Source organism: Sphingobium sp. SJ10-10 (assembly GCF_036038995.2).
Lineage (GTDB): Bacteria > Pseudomonadota > Alphaproteobacteria > Sphingomonadales > Sphingomonadaceae > Sphingobium.
This window is the reverse complement of record NZ_CP158133.1, coordinates 520,500-536,175: the sequence shown is the minus strand read 5'-3', so window position 1 is coordinate 536,175 and position 15,676 is coordinate 520,500. Positions and strand designations below refer to the sequence as shown.

Sequence of the window (15,676 nt, the reverse complement as noted above, 5' to 3'; positions counted from 1 at the left end):
CCCTTGGGGTCTAGACCTTCGCGAAGATTGTTTAAATATGCTCGCGCGAGCACAACTTTGGTTGCGGCGGGCGGTTCAAGCCCGATCGCCTGCGTGTTCGTGCGCCCAAGCGGCGGCTGCGCGTAGTCCAAGTTGTGAGGTGTGGCGGCATGAACCATCGTTTCTTGCTGATCCTTTCGGCGCTGAGCGGCGTCGCTGCGTGCGCGAGCAATAATGTAGGCGCCGGCCTGCCCAGCGGCGGAACGGCATATAACCTCGTTCCTGCGGCGATCAGCAATGTCGCGCCCGCAGAATACCGAATCGGTCCGCTGGACGCCCTTGACATCACCGTGTTGCAGGAGCCGGATCTTTCGACCAAGGCAGCACCAGTCGACGCGTTCGGCAATGTCAACCTGACGCTGATCGGTGACGTTCGGGCGAGCGGCAAGACCGCCAGCGAACTGGCGAAGGAAGTCGCCGGCCGCTATGGCCAGAAATACCTCAAAAATCCTCAGGTTTCCGTCGTCGTCGCCAAGCCGGTGGCGCAGAAGGTCGCCGTGCAGGGCGAGGTCACCCAGCCCGGCGTCTATCCGATCGAAGGTCCGACGACTTTGCTCGGCGCACTTTCGCTGGCGAAGGGCGAAACGGAGTATGCGGCGCTCAACGACGTGGTCGTGTTCCGACTGGTCAACGGACAGCGGGAGGGAGCGGTTTTCGACATCCGCCAGATCCGCAGCGGCAAGGCGCCCGATCCCCAAATCAGGTCCGATGACGTGATCGTCGTCGGCTATTCGGAAGGCCGCAGAACGTGGCGTGACATCACGACCGGATTTCCGATCCTGAACATCTTCCGGTTCCGGCCTTTCTAGCGACAGGGGATAACCATGCACGGCAAGACTCTTGCGCTGACGCCCCAGAACGACCAGTTGGTAAGGGTCGACGATGACCGGCTTATCCAGTCCTATGCCGAATATGATCCTGGTGTTCCCACCCGGGGGATCGACCTTCTGGCCCTTTGGTGGATGCTTGTCCGCAATCGCGTGATGATGCTCGCCATCGTGCTGGTTGCTTTTGTCATTGGCTTGGCAAGCATCTGGTTGCCCAAGCCGGTCTATACCGCGCAGGCAACCATTCAGATCGAACCGCAGACCGCGCGCATTCTCGGCACCGAGAATATCACGCCCGACCCTGGGAGCTCGGAGAACAACAGGATGCTCCAGACCCAGGTCGACCTGTTGGGGAGCCGCTCCACCGCGCAGCACGTCGCGCATCAACTCAACCTGGTCAACGACCCCCAATTTCTTCGGGAGGCGGGACTGGAGAATGAACCGGCCGGCGATTTCCGCGCCGCAATGGTGACGAGCGCGCTGCAGGAAAAGCTGAACCTTTCCTCTCCGCGGGACACCCGGCTGATCGCCGTTCAATATGACAGTCACGATCCGGCGCTTGCCGCGCGGATCGCCAACAGCTTCGCCGAGACGTTCATCAACGACACCCTGCAACGGCGGCTCGACACCTTCACCTATTCGCGCAACTTCCTTCACCGGCAGTTGGGCGAGACCAAGGGACGGCTCGAGAAGTCGGAGAGCAGTCTGGTCCGTTACGCCCTCTCCGCGGGTCTCGTGGACGCCGGCAATGCCGCGGGAATAGCCGGGAGCGATGGCGAACGGCGGTCCATCACCACCGCGAGTCTGGTGGACCTCAATAGCGCTTATTCACAGGCGCAGACGAACCGGATGCAGGCGCAGGAGCGCTGGGAGCAGGCAATGGCTACGCCAGCCATGAGCCTTCCAGAAGTGCTCAGCAACCCCGCGATCCAGAACCTTACCCGTCAACGGGCCGAGCTGGAAGCGACGTTGCAGCAGGAGCGGCAACGTCGCCAGGACGATCATCCGGCAATCATGCAGGCCAAGGCCCAGATTGCCGAGATGGACCGCCAGATCGGGGCCATCGCCGGGGGCGTCCGCGCGTCCATCGGCAATCAATTTCGCGTGGCGGCCGGACAAGAGGCGGCGCTCAGGGGCAGCGTCGGTGCGCTCAAGGCCGCGACCTTCGCCGAGCAGGGCAAGGACGTGCGCTACAACATCCTGAAGCGCGAGGTGGATACCAACCGCAATCTCTACAACACCCTGCTACAGCGTTATAGCGAAGTGAGTACGCAGGTGGCGAACACGACCAATCCCATCTCGATCATCGACCGGGCGCAGATGCCCTCGTCGCCATCCTATCCGCGGCCGGCGCTGAACATGGCGCTTGCGAGCCTGGCGGGCGTCGCGCTGGCGCTCGTGGCAGGCTTCGTCCGTACCCGGATGGACGACAAGGTGCACGGACCGACGGACGTGGAGAGCGACTTCCGTAAGCCTCTGCTGGGCGTCGTTCCGTTGCTCAAGGGTGACGAGAGCATCGCGGAAGCGATGGACGATCCGCTGTCCGCGGTGACGGAGGCGCACCACGCCATCTGCCTCGCGCTCAATCCTATCGTCCAAACTCCCGAGCATAGCGTGTTGTTGTTGACCAGCAGCAGCTCGAACGAGGGCAAATCGACCATTGCCGTCAAGATTGCTTCGAGTCTTGCCGCCACCGGCAAGAAGGTGCTGGTCATCGACGGCGACATGCGCCGCGGGTCGCTTCACAAGCTCCTTGGTCTTGTGAACCAATTCGGCCTTACCGACCTGCTGGCGAAAGGGAGCGGTGAAGGTCTCATGGACGCGGTGCAATATTGCGAGCATCACGGGTTTTCGGTGCTGTCGCGCGGCGGCCGGTCGTCGGTCAATCCGGCCGAGCTTCTGGCGAGCAGCCGCTTTGCGGCGCTGCTGGATGAAGCAGCCGGTCTGTATGACGCGATAGTCCTCGATGGCCCGCCGGTCCTGGGGCTTGCCGATGCCCCGCGCATCGGCGGGATGGCGGATGCGACGGTATTCGTCGTCGAGGCCAACCGGACGTCCAAGGCGGATGTGAGGATCGCGCTGAAGCGGCTTGGCGATGCCGGCGCCGACCAGATCGGACTGGTCATCAGCAAATATGATCCGGCCAAGGATACCGGCGCCTATGGCTACGCATATCGTTACGATTATCCCTTGGATGAAGATGGAATTGCCAATGAGAATCCGCTTCGCCAATTGCAGAAGGAGGTGTGACGGCAATGTCGCCAGGTGCAAGGCGCGTGTCGTTGCGATCGCCGCAGATTTCGGCGCCCATTCTTGCAAACCCGCCAGCACAGGCAGCGAGCGGCTTTAGCATCCTGGTCGCGGTGGCGGTATTCCTGCCGTTCTGGATTCCCCGGCCGCTGATGGCCGGCGAATTGTCTTTTGCCTTTGCAATGCCGTTCATTCTCGCGTTCTGGGCTTTGACGCAACCCGCATGGCCGGGAAGTTTCCGGCGGGCATTGCACGGCCGGTATGGCCGCGGCCTGTGGCTGGAAGCGCTTTGCGTCTGCGTGGTCATGATGATGGCCTTCATGTCCATGTTGGTTTCGCCGGTGCCGCTACGCGCGTTTCGGGTTATCCTGCCGATGATCTATGCGATCTGCGCGCTGATCCTGTTTTCCCGTATGCCGTCCCACTTGCAGCGACGAATGGTTTTCGCGCTGCTGTTCTCGGGAGTGCTGGTCTTCGGCATCGCCATCGGGCTGTCGCAGACCGGCTGGGGCCGTTCGATCGTCATGCGCGACTATCGCTTCCTCGCCTTTTTCGAGAAGCCAAACCAGCTGGGCGTCGCGGTGATGGCGGTCTGGCCGCTGTCCATCGCGCTGCTGCTGAATGCCCGGACAGCCATGTCTCGCCTATTGTGCACGATCATGCTCCTGGTCCTGGCGACCGCGATCTTCATGAGCGGCACCAAGACCGCACTGGCACTTGGGTTCGTCTCGGCGGCGCTGACCTGGCTCTACCATGGAAGCCGAAGCGGCAGCCTGGACAAGACGCTATTCAAGCTGTCCGTCATTCTGTGCGGGATCGCGTTCGCCGTGCCTGCGACCCTGTGGGTGCTGAGCTGGGCCAGTCCGGATTTCTTCAGGCGGGTGAACAGCATTTTGACCTATGGCCTGTGGGAATTTCCCAGCATGCAGACGCGCGACATGGTGTGGAAGGAGTCGATCCAGATCGGCCTCGACCATCCCCTGCTCGGGGAGGGTGCGGGGACGCGGATTTACCGCTACGCTCATTCGCATAATATGTTTCTCGATTATTTCCGTGGAATGGGCGTTTTTGGTCTGGCGGCAGCGGTCGCACTGGTGCTGAGTGCCGTCAGCCGCGGCGCCAATTTCCTCCTTGCCACCTTGCCCAAGGGGCAGGTCGATCGGGAGTCGGACACAATCGTGGCTGGCATGTATCTGGGCGCAATCTTTTACCTGATTGGGAACCAGCTCAGCGATTCCTTCTCACCGACGACGGCGTTCCTGTTCTGGATCATTTATCTTGGCGCTTATTTTACCGCGCCGCCCCTGAACTCGGTCGCACGACCGCCCTTGAATTTGGTCAAGCGCCCGGTTGGTCAGCCATCGACCTCGGGATGGGCGCCCCGCGCAAGACGCCCCGGTTCGAACCTGCAGGATGCTGCCCAGCCGGTCTGAGAAACGCTCCAGGAGCCTGGGTCGGGATGAGCTCGAACATTTTTGAAGTCAGGGGGAAGAACTGACCGCCCGTAAAATACGGAAAACAAAAGACTGAGGGGGCGTGATGCGACTCAATCCAGTCGAATCATGCTCTCTGATCTCACCCCATTGCGACCGTCGCGCTCGAGCTGCGAGAGATGGTCACTGATATGTTTGGCGCGGTCCAGCGGAGTGTCGCCGCCGTCGCTCGGAATGCGAAGCAGCCGGCCCGTAAGGTGTCGGCGCTTGAGTTCTCCTTCGATCTCATCGGCAATATGCTCTATGGCCTCCTCACCACGCCTCCAGAGAGAGATATCTGCGATGGATTCCGCGCTCTGGAAACGCGATGTGTGCCGCCGTCGCTGCGCAAGCCGTTGCTGTGCGACGGCGGTAGGAGCCTCGACGTGGATGAAGAGGGTTTCGCCGATCCAGCCGTCCAGTCGATCGAACACCGGTTTGGCGGGGGCGGCATCATGCCCGTGGTGGATGCGCGCGGTCCAGATCGCCTGCGCCAAACCCTGATCGGCAATCAGCAGGCCGTTATGGCCTTGTCGCAACTGCATTGCCAGCACCGACAGGAAGTTCCAACGGGTCTTGGCGGCATCCTTGCCGCCCCGCTTATGCGGGGTAAGTCCGCGCGATGCGAAGAAGATTGCGCGGGGGCTGCTAAAAAAGACCGGGGCGAGCAGGGCGAGGCGTCTCAGCGACCTGCGCAGGAAGGACAATTCATCACCCATCGCATCGCGGCTAAAGCGCACCGGCGCCCGCTGCTCGCGTAAGAGACCGAGAAGTTTACGGGCGACCGTCGTCTTGCCAGACCCCGGAAGTCCGAGGAACTCGATCGTCGTGATCGGCAGCTGCTGTGCAACATTGCCCGTCAGCGCACTGGCATAGGCGCGGTCGATCCGTTCTCCCATCCTTTCTTCGCGCCAGGACGAAACGTCCGTTGATCGGGCGCCGTCCTGCAGTCGGGCAAGGCGGTCAGGCGAGTCCAACAGGGCGAATATCTGTGCCGCAGTCATGGCGAGGTCATCGGCGTCGGTGATGATCCCGTTGATATTGTCTGCAACGATCTCCTCGATCCCCGGCAGCCGCGCTACCACCAGCGGCTTGCCCCCGGCGATCGCCTGGACTGCCGTGCGCGGCAGCCCCTCCCGCTCGGCCGCATGCACGCACAGGTCGGTGAGCGCAATCAGTTCCCACGGCGCCGGATCGTGGCCGAGGAAGCGGACCTTGTCCGCGATGCCTAGGGTACGGGCCTCCTCCTCGCACCGAAGGCGTTCCGGCCCATCGCCGGCAAAAAGCAGACATGCATTGCTACGCTCGCGGAGCCCTTCCGCCATTGCGCGAAGCAATGGCAGTTGGCGCTTCCGTTCCTCAAACGCGGCTATCTTGAGAATGAAGCGGGGCCGTTCCCTTCCATTCCAGCCGCCGATGCGGCTTCGCCAGTCGGAAGGAGGGACTGCGGAAATAAAGTGATCGAGCGGCATTCCGCTGTGGATTACCTGAATTGGCACATCCCCGCCGATGCCCGCATCGAGATAGGCCTGCTGCATCCCGCGACTGACGGCGATCAGGAGATGGGTGAACCGCGCGCAGGCCCGCTCCGCATCGACATAGAGCAGGCGCTGCCCACCGCTCACCGCGACAAATGGGGCGATGTGGATGGTGTGCACAATCAGCGGTACTCGGGCAGCGGCGGCGGCCACCCTGCCGACGATCCCCGCCTTGCTCTCGTGCGTGTGAACAATGTCCGGCTGAAGTTGTCGGTAGAGCTGGCGCAGGTCGCGTATCGCCACAAAGTCTGCAAGAGGGTTTATGGGGTGGACGAGGCTGTCCATATTGATAAGCCGGATACGGTCACCGATGCGCTTGGCCCAGATCGGGTTGGCGCCAGGGCCGTGGATCAACGTCACCCGGTGGCCGCATTCTGCCTGATGGAGGCAGGTTGCGACCGTATTCTCCTCCGCACCACCAAGCACAAGACGGGTGATGACGTGGACGATGTTGAGTGGACGAACCGGCGATGGCTCTGCTGGGCAGGGCGGGAGAGCGGGTTGGATGCCGCTCCAATTGGCCGCTTCGTGCGTTCGAAGAAACAGCATGGCGGAGAGTCCTGTCGATCAGGCTTCGGTTCCCGTGCGCCGAGTCACGCGCAGCGCTGCCAGGGCGGCGAGCCGGCTGTGGACCCCAAGCGTGCGGAATGCGGCATGAACGTGCACCTTGACGGTGCTAGGCGAAATCCCGAGTTCGCGCGCGATGACCTTGTTGGTATGACCTGCCAAGAGGAGCCTGATCACCTGCTGCTCCCGATCTGTCAGCCCGGAAAGCGCCTCGAGGTTGATGGTCTCCTCGTCCTCGTTCTCGTCGTCCTGCGGGCGCTGGCGCTCAAGCAGTTCGGCTGGAACAAAGATGCCATCCTCGTCCACGGTTTGCAGCGCTTTGAGCAGTTCCGCGCCGTTCCCGATCTGCTTGGGGATAAAGCCGTGTGCGCCGGCGGAAATAATGGACAGCACCTCGCGCAGATCCGTGCGGTCGGAAAAGACCGCCATGCGCATTGCGGGCTGCTTCTCGTGAAGTTCTCGTATCGTCGCCAGTCCCGAAGATCCAGGCAAGTCGAAGTCGAGAGCAAGGAAATCAACTGAAAATTCGGTAGACAATATTTTAGCAAGGCTGCCATAGTCGTGAACGCGAATGACCTTGGCGAATCCGACTTCTCGCCGGAGCATCGCCGCCAGACCGGCATTATAAAAAATATGTCGTTCAGCAACGACAGCGATCGAGCGAGTTTCGGTCATGGTGTGCCGTCCGGCAGCCCCCTGGTCCATTAACAATTGTGACAAGAAGATGACGGCTAGAGTAGCAAGTTTTAACTAGGGGCGTAGTCTGGTTAATCTACTCCCCAATCTAACCCATTCTATCTAGAAAGGTATAAGCGGAGAGATATAGGTGCCTCGCCACTGCCATCGGACCTTCGGTCAAAGGTCGATCTTGCGCAGCGCGTGAACATCGCTTCTCCATTCGGGTTCGGGATGTTGCGAGCAATGGGCGTCGTGCAAGACGTTATTGTCAGAGGGGGCATGGTCCCACTCGGACAAATATTGTCACCGCGATTGCGTGGCAATCGGCCGGCAGCCGACGGTAACCGAATGCGTGACCGTCAAAGACAAGTCCTTGCACCGGCACTCTGGAGCGCGCTGTTGCGCCCCCGGCGCCAACCGAGCACCTTCTTCAGACAGACACGGACGTGCGGACCTACGGCTACGGCAGCATCCCGCTACGTAGCGTGTAGGCTATCATGTGCGTGCGGTTGCGCGTCCGAGTCTTAAGTCGCGCATTCTCGATATGCCGTTCGACCGTGCAGGGCGAAATCGACAATTTCAGTGCCACTTCCTTGGCCGAGAGACCCAAGGCGATGAAGCCCAGAACTTCTGTCTCGCGATCAGTTAGTTGGACTGTCTCCGTTGCGAAGCGATACATGATAATCTCCTCTAACTCTTCATAGTATGCATTAGTCTCCGCAAATTGCCATTGGCGCATTTTGTTTATCACTTTAGCTATGGCCAAAAGATATAAAGAAAAGGCGATGGATTGAACTATTTGGCTAGAGATTGTCATGGACTTGAGAATCGATAAGATTCAAAGACTTGTCATGAACACTTGACGCAAGTCTTGCTCGCCCTACCCGCTGCTGCAACGGGCGGACGCCGGCCAGCGGAGACACAGCCTTCGCGAGTTATTCTATGCACTGCGTTATATCGGCAAAACCGGGGCGTCATGGCGCTGGATGTCGAGCGACCCGCTGTTCGTCGATAAGGTCCACGATATCGTCGGCCTCTATCTGTCGTCGCCCAATAAACGCGAGCATAGAGCGGGAGTCAGCTTAGAATCACGAAGCGCCAGTAATTGGCATTCCTGTCGGCAAAGCTGTGGAATGTAATCGCGACAAAAATCGTGATTTCAGCAGCGTCTAGCCCCTTCAGTCTAAGATGAGCCGAGCCCAAATCCATCTTCGTCACAACTTCGATTAATCCCTTGATGATAGGCTGGATCACGAGAGTTCGGCGAGTTGCCCTGAGCTCGAAAATATCCCTACCAATGATAGATCCACATGTTGCGCTTGATCCTATGGGGAGCGGGCCTGCGGCATTGAGGCAGGTCAAATTGCCGGTTGCGCAGGATCAATGCCGGCCTCGCTGCGGTGCGGCAGGAGAGCGGCACTGACAACAGGGATGGAGTTTCAAGGACATGACCATCAAGACGATCCTGCTGGGCGCGGCTGCCGGTTGCGCTATTCTGGCTGCGCCTGCCCAGGCGGCGCAGGGCGATGTGCTGGTGCGGTTGCGCGGCATCATGGTCGCGCCCAACGAGAAGAGCGGGAGCGTGCTGCCCGCCTTTCCGGGCGAGAAGGTGAAGGTCGACAACAGCGTGATGCCGGAAGTGGACGTCACCTATATGGCGACCGACCATATCGGCTTCGAACTGATCGCCGCGACCACCAAGCACAGCGCGAGCGGGCGGACCGGCACGACCGGAAGCATCGGCAGGCTCGCTTCCACCTGGGTGCTGCCGCCGACGCTGACGGCGCAATATCATTTCCTGCCCGAAGGGAAGATCCGGCCCTATGTCGGGGCGGGGGTGAATTATACGCTATTCTATAATGAGAAGGCGTCGAACGCGCTGGAAGGCGCGGTGGGCGCGACCAAGGTGCATATGTCCGACAGCTTCGGCTGGGCAGGGCAGGTTGGCGTCGATATCGACCTGAACGAGCGGATGTTCCTCAATCTCGACGTCAAATATATCGACATCGACACCACCGCGCGGCTGTCTACCGCCGCTACGGGAGTGCAGAGGGTGAAGCTGGAGCTTGATCCCTTCGTCTTCGGCGTGGGTGTGGGGATGAAGTTCTGACGAGGTGTCGGCTGACGGCCGGAATTGGCCAGGAGCGGTCATTAACAAACGTCATCCCAGCGGAAGCTGGGATCTCGTGAGGCTGGGTTGTGCCCTATCGCCTGAGATCCCAGCGTTCGCTGGGATGACGGATTTAAATGGCGGGAAACCACCCAAATCCGACATGATTCCGATCGACCCCCTCTTCCCATAGGGACAATTACGGATAGGTCGCATCGTGCTGTCGCGGCATGGATCGGCGCATGGATATGCGATTTGATCTGGCGCAAAAGGCGCAGAGCGATGCGGCGTTCGTCATGGCGGCGGCGCCGGCGTCCAAGGGCTGTAGCGGGCAATATTGCGACCGCTGCGAGGTGCGCGATCAGGCGATCTGCGCCGATCTTGACGAACAACAGCGCGTCGCGCTGAACCGGATCGGGCGGCGGGTATCGTTGCAGGCCGGGCAGACCGTGATGTGGGAGGGCGACAGCTCCACGCTGGTCGCCAATGTGATCGAGGGGACGCTGAAGCTTTCCACTTCCACCGGCGACGGGCGGGAGCAGATCGTCGGCGTCGTCTATGCGTCGGATTTCATTGGCCGCCCCTTCGGTGCGCGGACGCCGCATAGCGTCACGGCGCTGACCGATGCGCGGCTGTGCCTCTATCCGAGGGGCGCCTTCGACGGCTTCGCGCGCGAACATCCGGCGCTGGAGCATCGGTTGTTGCAGCGGACGCTGGATGATCTCGACCGGACCCGGGCGTGGATGCTGTTGCTGGGGCGGAAGAATGCGCAGGAGAAGGTGGCGACCTTGCTGCTCGATATGCACCGGCGGCTGCGGGCGGACCGGGAGGGGGTGATCGAACTGCCTCTGTCGCGGCAGCAGATAGCCGATGTGCTGGGGCTGACTATTGAGACGGTTTCCCGCCAGATCAGCGATTTGAAGCGGTTGGGTGTGATTGCGCTGGCCGGACGGCGCGGGGTGCGCATCGTCGATGCCGATCGGCTGGAAGGCATGGCTGAGGGGGAGTGAAGGGACGGTTTTTGGCCGATAGCAGATATTACAGGTTGTCATCCCAGCGAAAGCTGGGATCTCGTGAGGCTAGGCCGTACCCTATCGCCTGAGATCCCAGCTTTCGCTGGGATGACGGAGATGATGTCCGCAAACCACCCGATACGGACATTCCCCTACATACCTACGACGCCGGCTTTGACAGAGGTCAATGCAGAAGGGCGGTTCCGCAGCGAAGGACGCCGCAAAGCCTTTGACGGGGAAATCATTTAAAAAGCGAGTTGGCTATGGAGCAACTGGTTTGGAAGACGGGCGGCTGGTTCGCGCTCGCGACGCTGGCCTTTCTGGCGGCGCTGGCGGCGGCGGACTTCGGCTTTGCCGTGCATATGGGGATCGTGTGCGCCGCCGCGCTGGCCGTGGCCGTGCTGACGATGCGGCATGCCGATTATGAGGCGATCACGCGCGGGCTGCTGAAGATGCCCGAAAGCCAGGGGAAATATGACGATGATCCGATCCGCTGGGGCGTGATCGCGACCGTCTTCTGGGGTCTGGTGGGCTTTCTCGCGGGGCTTTACATCGCGCTTCAACTTGCCTTTCCGGCGCTGAACCTGGGGCTTGAATATACCAGCTTTGGGCGGCTGCGGCCGTTGCATACCTCCGCCGTGATCTTCGCCTTTGGCGGCAATGCGCTGATCGCCACCAGCTTTTATGTCGTGCAGCGGACCTGCCGGGCGCGGCTGGCCTTTCCGGCGCTCGCGCGGTTCGTCTTCTGGGGCTATCAGCTTTTCATCGTGCTCGCGGCGACCGGCTATCTGCTGGGCATTACCGAGGGCAAGGAATATGCCGAGCCGGAATGGTATGTCGACCTGTGGCTGACCATCGTCTGGGTCGCCTATCTGGTCGTCTTCGGCGGCACCATCCTGCGCCGCAGCGAACCGCATATCTATGTGGCGAACTGGTTTTACCTGAGTTTCATCCTGACGATCGCGATGCTGCACATCGTCAACAATCTTTCCATGCCGGTCAGCCTGCTCGGTTCCAAGAGCTACAGCGCCTTCGCGGGCGTGCAGGATGCGCTGACGCAGTGGTGGTACGGGCATAATGCGGTCGGTTTCTTCCTGACCGCGGGCTTCCTGGCCATGATGTATTATTTCGTGCCCAAGCAGGCCGAGCGGCCGGTCTATAGCTATCGCCTGTCGATCATCCATTTCTGGTCGCTGATCTTCCTCTATATCTGGGCGGGGCCGCACCATCTCCACTATACCGCGCTGCCCGACTGGGCGCAGACTTTGGGTATGGTCTTCTCGGTCATGTTGTGGATGCCAAGCTGGGGCGGGATGATCAACGGGTTGATGACGCTGAACGGCGCCTGGGACCGCATCCGCACCGATCCGATCATCCGTATGATGGTGATGGCGCTGGCCTTTTACGGCATGAGCACCTTCGAAGGTCCGATGATGTCGGTGAAGGCGGTCAACAGTCTCAGCCATTATACCGACTGGACCATCGGCCATGTGCATAGTGGCGCGCTGGGGTGGAACGGCCTCATCACTTTCGCTTGCCTCTATTATCTGACGCCACGACTGTGGAAGCGCGAGCGGCTGTACAGTCTTCGCCTGGTGAACTGGCACTTCTGGCTGGCGACGCTGGGGATCGTTCTCTACGCCGCGGCTATGTGGGTCGCGGGCATCATGCAGGGGCTGATGTGGCGCGAATATGGCAGCGACGGCTACCTCGTCTACGCCTTCTCCGAAGTGGTGAGCGCCATGTTCCCCATGTACCTGATCCGGGCGGCGGGTGGCCTCATGTACCTGAGCGGCGCGATCATCATGGCCTGGAACATCGGCAAGACCATCGCGGGCAGCCCGCTGCGCGAGGAAAAGCCGATGAACGACGCCGCCTATGACGCCGACGCCGACCGGCCGCTCGTCACCCAGCCTGCCTGAAGGAGTATTCGGACATGGCAAGCAAGACCAAGGGCAAATTCTTCGACCATGGCAGGCTGGAGCGGAATGTCTCCCTGCTGGGTATCGCGTCTCTCATCGTCGTCGCCATCGGTGGCATAGTGGAGATCGCGCCGCTTTTCTGGATCGACAATACGATCGAGAAGGTGGAAGGCGTGCGCCCCTATACGCCGCTGGAACTGGCGGGACGGAATATCTACATCCGCGAGGGCTGCTATAATTGTCATAGCCAGATGATCCGTCCTTTCCGGGACGAGACGGAACGCTACGGCCATTATAGTCTCGCCGCCGAAAGCATGTACGATCATCCCTTCCAGTGGGGATCGAAGCGCACGGGCCCGGACCTCGCCCGCGTGGGCGGCAGATATTCGGACGAATGGCATGTCCAGCATCTGAAAGACCCGCGCGCCGTGGTGCCGGAATCGATCATGCCGGGCTATGCCTTCCTGGCCGAGCGCGAGCTGAAGCTGCCCGACATGCGCAAGGATCTGACCGCGCTCAACGATGTCGGCGTTCCTTACAGCAAGGACGACATCGCCAGGGCCAATGACGACCTGAAGGCTCAGGCCGATCCCGATGCGGACAGCAGCGACCTCGTCAAGCGCTATCCCAAAGCGCAGGCCCGCGATTTCGACGGCGATCCGGCCAAGCTGACCGAGATGGATGCGCTGGTCGCCTATCTCCAGATGCTGGGCACGCTGGTCGATGTGGACAGCGCGAAACCGCAAGAGGTCGAGAGATGAGCTACGACGCCTTGCGGCATTTCGCCGATAGCTGGGGGCTGGTGTTCATGGGGCTGGTCTATGTGACCCTCATCGGCTGGCACTTCCTGCCCCATGGGCGACAGCGCAGCGCGGAAGCCGCGCTCGCCATCTTCGAAGACCAAACGGAGGCCGACCATGGCTGACGAAAAGCGCATCGACCCCGCCACCGGGACGGAGATCAAGCATCATGAATGGGACGGCATCCAGGAACTGGACACGCCGCTGCCGCGCTGGTGGCTCTGGACCTTCTACGCGACGATCCTGTTCGCGCTCGGCTACACCATCGCCTATCCGGCCTGGCCGATGATCGACCGGGCGACCGGCGGCATGCTCGGCTGGTCGAGCCGGGGCGCGCTGGACAAGGAACTGGCGGCGCGGGAAAGGCAGATTGCGCCGATCCGGCTGGCGATCGCTCAGACGCCGATCACCGCGTTGCCGGGCAAGCCGCAACTGATGCAGGCGGCGGTCGAGGGTGGCCGGGCGGCCTTCCGCGTCCATTGCGTCCAGTGCCATGGATCGGGCGCGGCAGGGTCGAAGGGCTATCCCAACCTCAATGACGACGACTGGCTGTGGGGCGGCGATCTGGCGACGATCGAGAAGACCGTCACCGACGGCATCCGCAACCCGAACCATGATGCCACGCGCCAGTCGCTGATGCCCGCCTTCGGCAAGGATCAGTTGCTGACGGCGGCGCAGGTCGACGATGTGGTGGCGCATGTCCGCGTGATCAGCGGGCAGGACCGGCCAAGTGCGGCGTCGCGGCGGGGGGACAAGGTCTTTGTCGACAATTGCGCGGTCTGCCACGGCCCGGCGGGCAAGGGCAGCCGGAGCCTGGGCGCGCCCAATCTGACCGATGCCATCTGGCTCTATGGCGGCGATGCAGGGACGATCCGTGAAACCGTCTGGAACAGCCGCCATGGCGTGATGCCGCGCTGGGACGACAAGCTGGACAAGGCGACCATCCGCATGCTGGCGGCCTATGTGCACAGCCTGGGCGGGGGTGAGGGCACCGCCCAGGCAGCAGCGGGGGCGGGCCGCTAAGCCATGCTGATGTCCGGTTCCGCTTCGCTCTATGAAAAGCGCAAGGGCGTCTATCCCAAGGCGGTGGACGGCTTCTACCGCCGCCTGAAATGGGCGATCATGGCGGTGACGCTGGCCATCTATTGGGGCACGCCCTGGCTGCGCTGGGACCGGGGGCCTTATGCGCCCGATCAGGCGGTGCTGGTCGACCTTGCCCACCGCCGCTTCTACATGTTCGCGATCGAGATCTGGCCGCAGGAATTTTATTATGTCGCGGGCCTGCTGATCATGGCGGGGATCGGGCTGTTCCTCGTCACCTCGGCGGTGGGGCGGGCGTGGTGCGGCTATGCCTGTCCGCAAACCGTGTGGACCGATCTCTATCAGCATGTCGAACGCTTCGTCGACGGCGACCGCAATACGCAGTTGAAGCTGGCCAAGGCGTCCTGGGGTCTGGCCAAGATCGCCCGGCGAATGTTCAAATGGACGATCTGGCTGGGGATCGCTTTCATAACCGGCGGCGCATGGATATTCTATTTCGCGGATGCGCCGACCTTGCAGCAGCAATTCTGGAGCGGGACCGCCGCGCCGGTCGCTTATGTCACGACCTTCGTGCTGACCGCGACGACCTTCGTGCTGGGCGGGTTCATGCGCGAACAGGTGTGCATCTATATGTGCCCCTGGCCGCGCATACAGACGGCGATGCTGGACGAGAAATCGCTGGTCGTCACCTACAAGAACTGGCGCGGCGAGAAGCGCGGCAGCCTGAAGAAGGCGGAGGCGCATCCGGGGGACTATGGGGATTGTATCGACTGCAACCAGTGCGTCGCCGTCTGCCCGACCGGCATCGACATTCGCGAGGGACCGCAGATCGGCTGCATCACCTGCGCGCTCTGCATCGACGCCTGCGACAAGGTGATGGCGCAGGTCGGACGGCCACGCGGCCTGATCGACTATTGCACGCAGGACGATGCGGAAGCGGAGCAGAAAGGCGCGGCGCCGCGCCCGGTGTTGAGGACGCTGCTGCGCCCCCGCACCATCGCCTATTTCGCGGTCTGGGCGGGGATCGGCGCGGCGATGCTGTTCGCGCTCGGCGCGCGCGAGCGGCTGGAAATCAGCGCGCAGCAGGACCGCAACCCGATCTTTGTGCGCCTGTCCGACGGCGCGATCCGCAACGCCTATACGGTCAAGCTGCGCAATATGGAGGCGCGGCCCCGCCAGATGGAGGTCGGCCTGAGCGGCCTGCCCGGCGGCAGGATTTGGACCGACGCGGGATCGCGTGAGGCGGCTTCGCCCACTGTGCGGACGACCGTGCCCGCCGACAGCGTGGCGAAACTGCGCATCTTCCTGACGCTGCCGTCCGGCGGCCCGGCGCGGCAGGATTTCCGCTTCACTGCGCGCGCCATGGATCGTGAAGGCGGCAGCGCCAGCGAACCCGCCCGATTTGAAAGGCCCTGAAGC

Annotated in this window: 12 protein-coding genes and 1 pseudogene; 10 read left to right on the top strand and 3 right to left on the bottom strand. The window is 61.9% G+C overall.

Annotation, left to right across the window (positions count from 1 at the left end; all coding sequences use genetic code 11):
- Positions 1-149: 149 nt before the first annotated feature.
- Genes VVT58_RS18075 through VVT58_RS18065 form a run of 3 tightly spaced genes read left to right on the top strand, consistent with a single transcriptional unit; the run spans position 150 to position 4,549 of the window.
- Positions 150-848 carry a polysaccharide biosynthesis/export family protein gene (locus VVT58_RS18075; protein WP_066562223.1) on the top strand — a complete coding sequence of 233 codons (699 nt, stop codon included), beginning with the start codon at positions 150-152 and terminating at the stop codon, positions 846-848.
- 15 nt (positions 849-863) lie between these two features.
- A complete protein-coding gene (locus VVT58_RS18070; RefSeq protein WP_327752322.1) occupies positions 864-3,116 on the top strand; it encodes a polysaccharide biosynthesis tyrosine autokinase in 2,253 nt (750 codons plus the stop codon).
- A 5-nt stretch (positions 3,117-3,121) separates the two neighbouring features.
- Positions 3,122-4,549 (top strand): O-antigen ligase family protein, encoded by a 1,428-nt coding sequence (locus tag VVT58_RS18065; protein WP_327752320.1) that lies wholly within the window; start codon positions 3,122-3,124, stop codon positions 4,547-4,549.
- 113 nt (positions 4,550-4,662) lie between these two features.
- Here the strand turns inward: VVT58_RS18065 and VVT58_RS18060 are convergent, their stop codons facing one another.
- The 3 genes and pseudogenes from VVT58_RS18060 to VVT58_RS24435 form a co-directional block, all read right to left on the bottom strand.
- Complete coding sequence (locus tag VVT58_RS18060) at positions 4,663-6,675, bottom strand: glycosyltransferase (RefSeq protein WP_327752318.1); 2,013 nt, start codon at positions 6,673-6,675, stop codon at positions 4,663-4,665.
- An 18-nt stretch (positions 6,676-6,693) separates the two neighbouring features.
- Entirely contained in the window at positions 6,694-7,368 is a 675-nt protein-coding gene (locus tag VVT58_RS18055) for a response regulator transcription factor (RefSeq protein ID WP_327752317.1), read from the bottom strand.
- 546 nt (positions 7,369-7,914) lie between these two features.
- Positions 7,915-8,038, bottom strand: a pseudogene (locus VVT58_RS24435) (LuxR C-terminal-related transcriptional regulator); the annotation flags it as partial.
- A gap of 780 nt (positions 8,039-8,818) precedes the next feature.
- Between VVT58_RS24435 and VVT58_RS18040 the strand changes: the two are divergent.
- The 7 genes from VVT58_RS18040 (at position 8,819) to ccoG (ending at position 15,673) form a co-directional block, all read left to right on the top strand.
- Complete coding sequence (locus tag VVT58_RS18040; protein WP_327752315.1) at positions 8,819-9,481, top strand: OmpW family outer membrane protein; 663 nt, start codon at positions 8,819-8,821, stop codon at positions 9,479-9,481.
- 242 nt (positions 9,482-9,723) lie between these two features.
- Entirely contained in the window at positions 9,724-10,491 is a 768-nt protein-coding gene (locus VVT58_RS18035) for a Crp/Fnr family transcriptional regulator (protein WP_327752313.1), read from the top strand.
- Between the two features lie 266 nt (positions 10,492-10,757).
- Entirely contained in the window at positions 10,758-12,416 is a 1,659-nt protein-coding gene (ccoN, locus tag VVT58_RS18030) for a cytochrome-c oxidase, cbb3-type subunit I (RefSeq protein ID WP_327752311.1), read from the top strand.
- A 14-nt stretch (positions 12,417-12,430) separates the two neighbouring features.
- Entirely contained in the window at positions 12,431-13,177 is a 747-nt protein-coding gene (gene ccoO, locus VVT58_RS18025; RefSeq protein WP_169576260.1) for a cytochrome-c oxidase, cbb3-type subunit II, read from the top strand.
- Positions 13,174-13,341 carry a cbb3-type cytochrome c oxidase subunit 3 gene (locus VVT58_RS18020; protein ID WP_066562242.1) on the top strand — a complete coding sequence of 56 codons (168 nt, stop codon included), beginning with the start codon at positions 13,174-13,176 and terminating at the stop codon, positions 13,339-13,341. Before ccoO ends, VVT58_RS18020 begins: the two co-directional genes overlap by 4 nt.
- The gene (ccoP, locus tag VVT58_RS18015; protein WP_327752305.1) at positions 13,334-14,239 is read left to right on the top strand and encodes a cytochrome-c oxidase, cbb3-type subunit III; all 906 of its coding nucleotides are present in this window, start codon (positions 13,334-13,336) and stop codon (positions 14,237-14,239) included. Before VVT58_RS18020 ends, ccoP begins: the two co-directional genes overlap by 8 nt.
- 3 nt (positions 14,240-14,242) lie before the next feature.
- Positions 14,243-15,673 (top strand): cytochrome c oxidase accessory protein CcoG, encoded by a 1,431-nt coding sequence (gene ccoG / locus VVT58_RS18010; protein WP_327752303.1) that lies wholly within the window; start codon positions 14,243-14,245, stop codon positions 15,671-15,673.
- Positions 15,674-15,676: the final 3 nt, after the last annotated feature.

Excerpts from the sequence above, each read along its gene's own strand:
- VVT58_RS18055 (WP_327752317.1), bottom strand. The coding sequence starts at position 7,368 with ATGACCGAAACTCGCTCGATCGCTGTCGTTGCTGAACGACATATTTTT.
- VVT58_RS18035 (WP_327752313.1), top strand. The coding sequence starts at position 9,724 with ATGGATATGCGATTTGATCTGGCGCAAAAGGCGCAGAGCGATGCGGCG.
- VVT58_RS18075 (WP_066562223.1), top strand. The coding sequence starts at position 150 with ATGAACCATCGTTTCTTGCTGATCCTTTCGGCGCTGAGCGGCGTCGCT.
- ccoN (WP_327752311.1), top strand. The coding sequence starts at position 10,758 with ATGGAGCAACTGGTTTGGAAGACGGGCGGCTGGTTCGCGCTCGCGACG.
- VVT58_RS18040 (WP_327752315.1), top strand. The coding sequence starts at position 8,819 with ATGACCATCAAGACGATCCTGCTGGGCGCGGCTGCCGGTTGCGCTATT.
- VVT58_RS18060 (WP_327752318.1), bottom strand. The coding sequence starts at position 6,675 with ATGCTGTTTCTTCGAACGCACGAAGCGGCCAATTGGAGCGGCATCCAA.
- ccoP (WP_327752305.1), top strand. The coding sequence starts at position 13,334 with ATGGCTGACGAAAAGCGCATCGACCCCGCCACCGGGACGGAGATCAAG.
- ccoO (WP_169576260.1), top strand. The coding sequence starts at position 12,431 with ATGGCAAGCAAGACCAAGGGCAAATTCTTCGACCATGGCAGGCTGGAG.
- VVT58_RS18070 (WP_327752322.1), top strand. The coding sequence starts at position 864 with ATGCACGGCAAGACTCTTGCGCTGACGCCCCAGAACGACCAGTTGGTA.
- VVT58_RS18065 (WP_327752320.1), top strand. The coding sequence starts at position 3,122 with ATGTCGCCAGGTGCAAGGCGCGTGTCGTTGCGATCGCCGCAGATTTCG.
- ccoG (WP_327752303.1), top strand. The coding sequence starts at position 14,243 with ATGCTGATGTCCGGTTCCGCTTCGCTCTATGAAAAGCGCAAGGGCGTC.
- VVT58_RS18020 (WP_066562242.1), top strand. The coding sequence starts at position 13,174 with ATGAGCTACGACGCCTTGCGGCATTTCGCCGATAGCTGGGGGCTGGTG.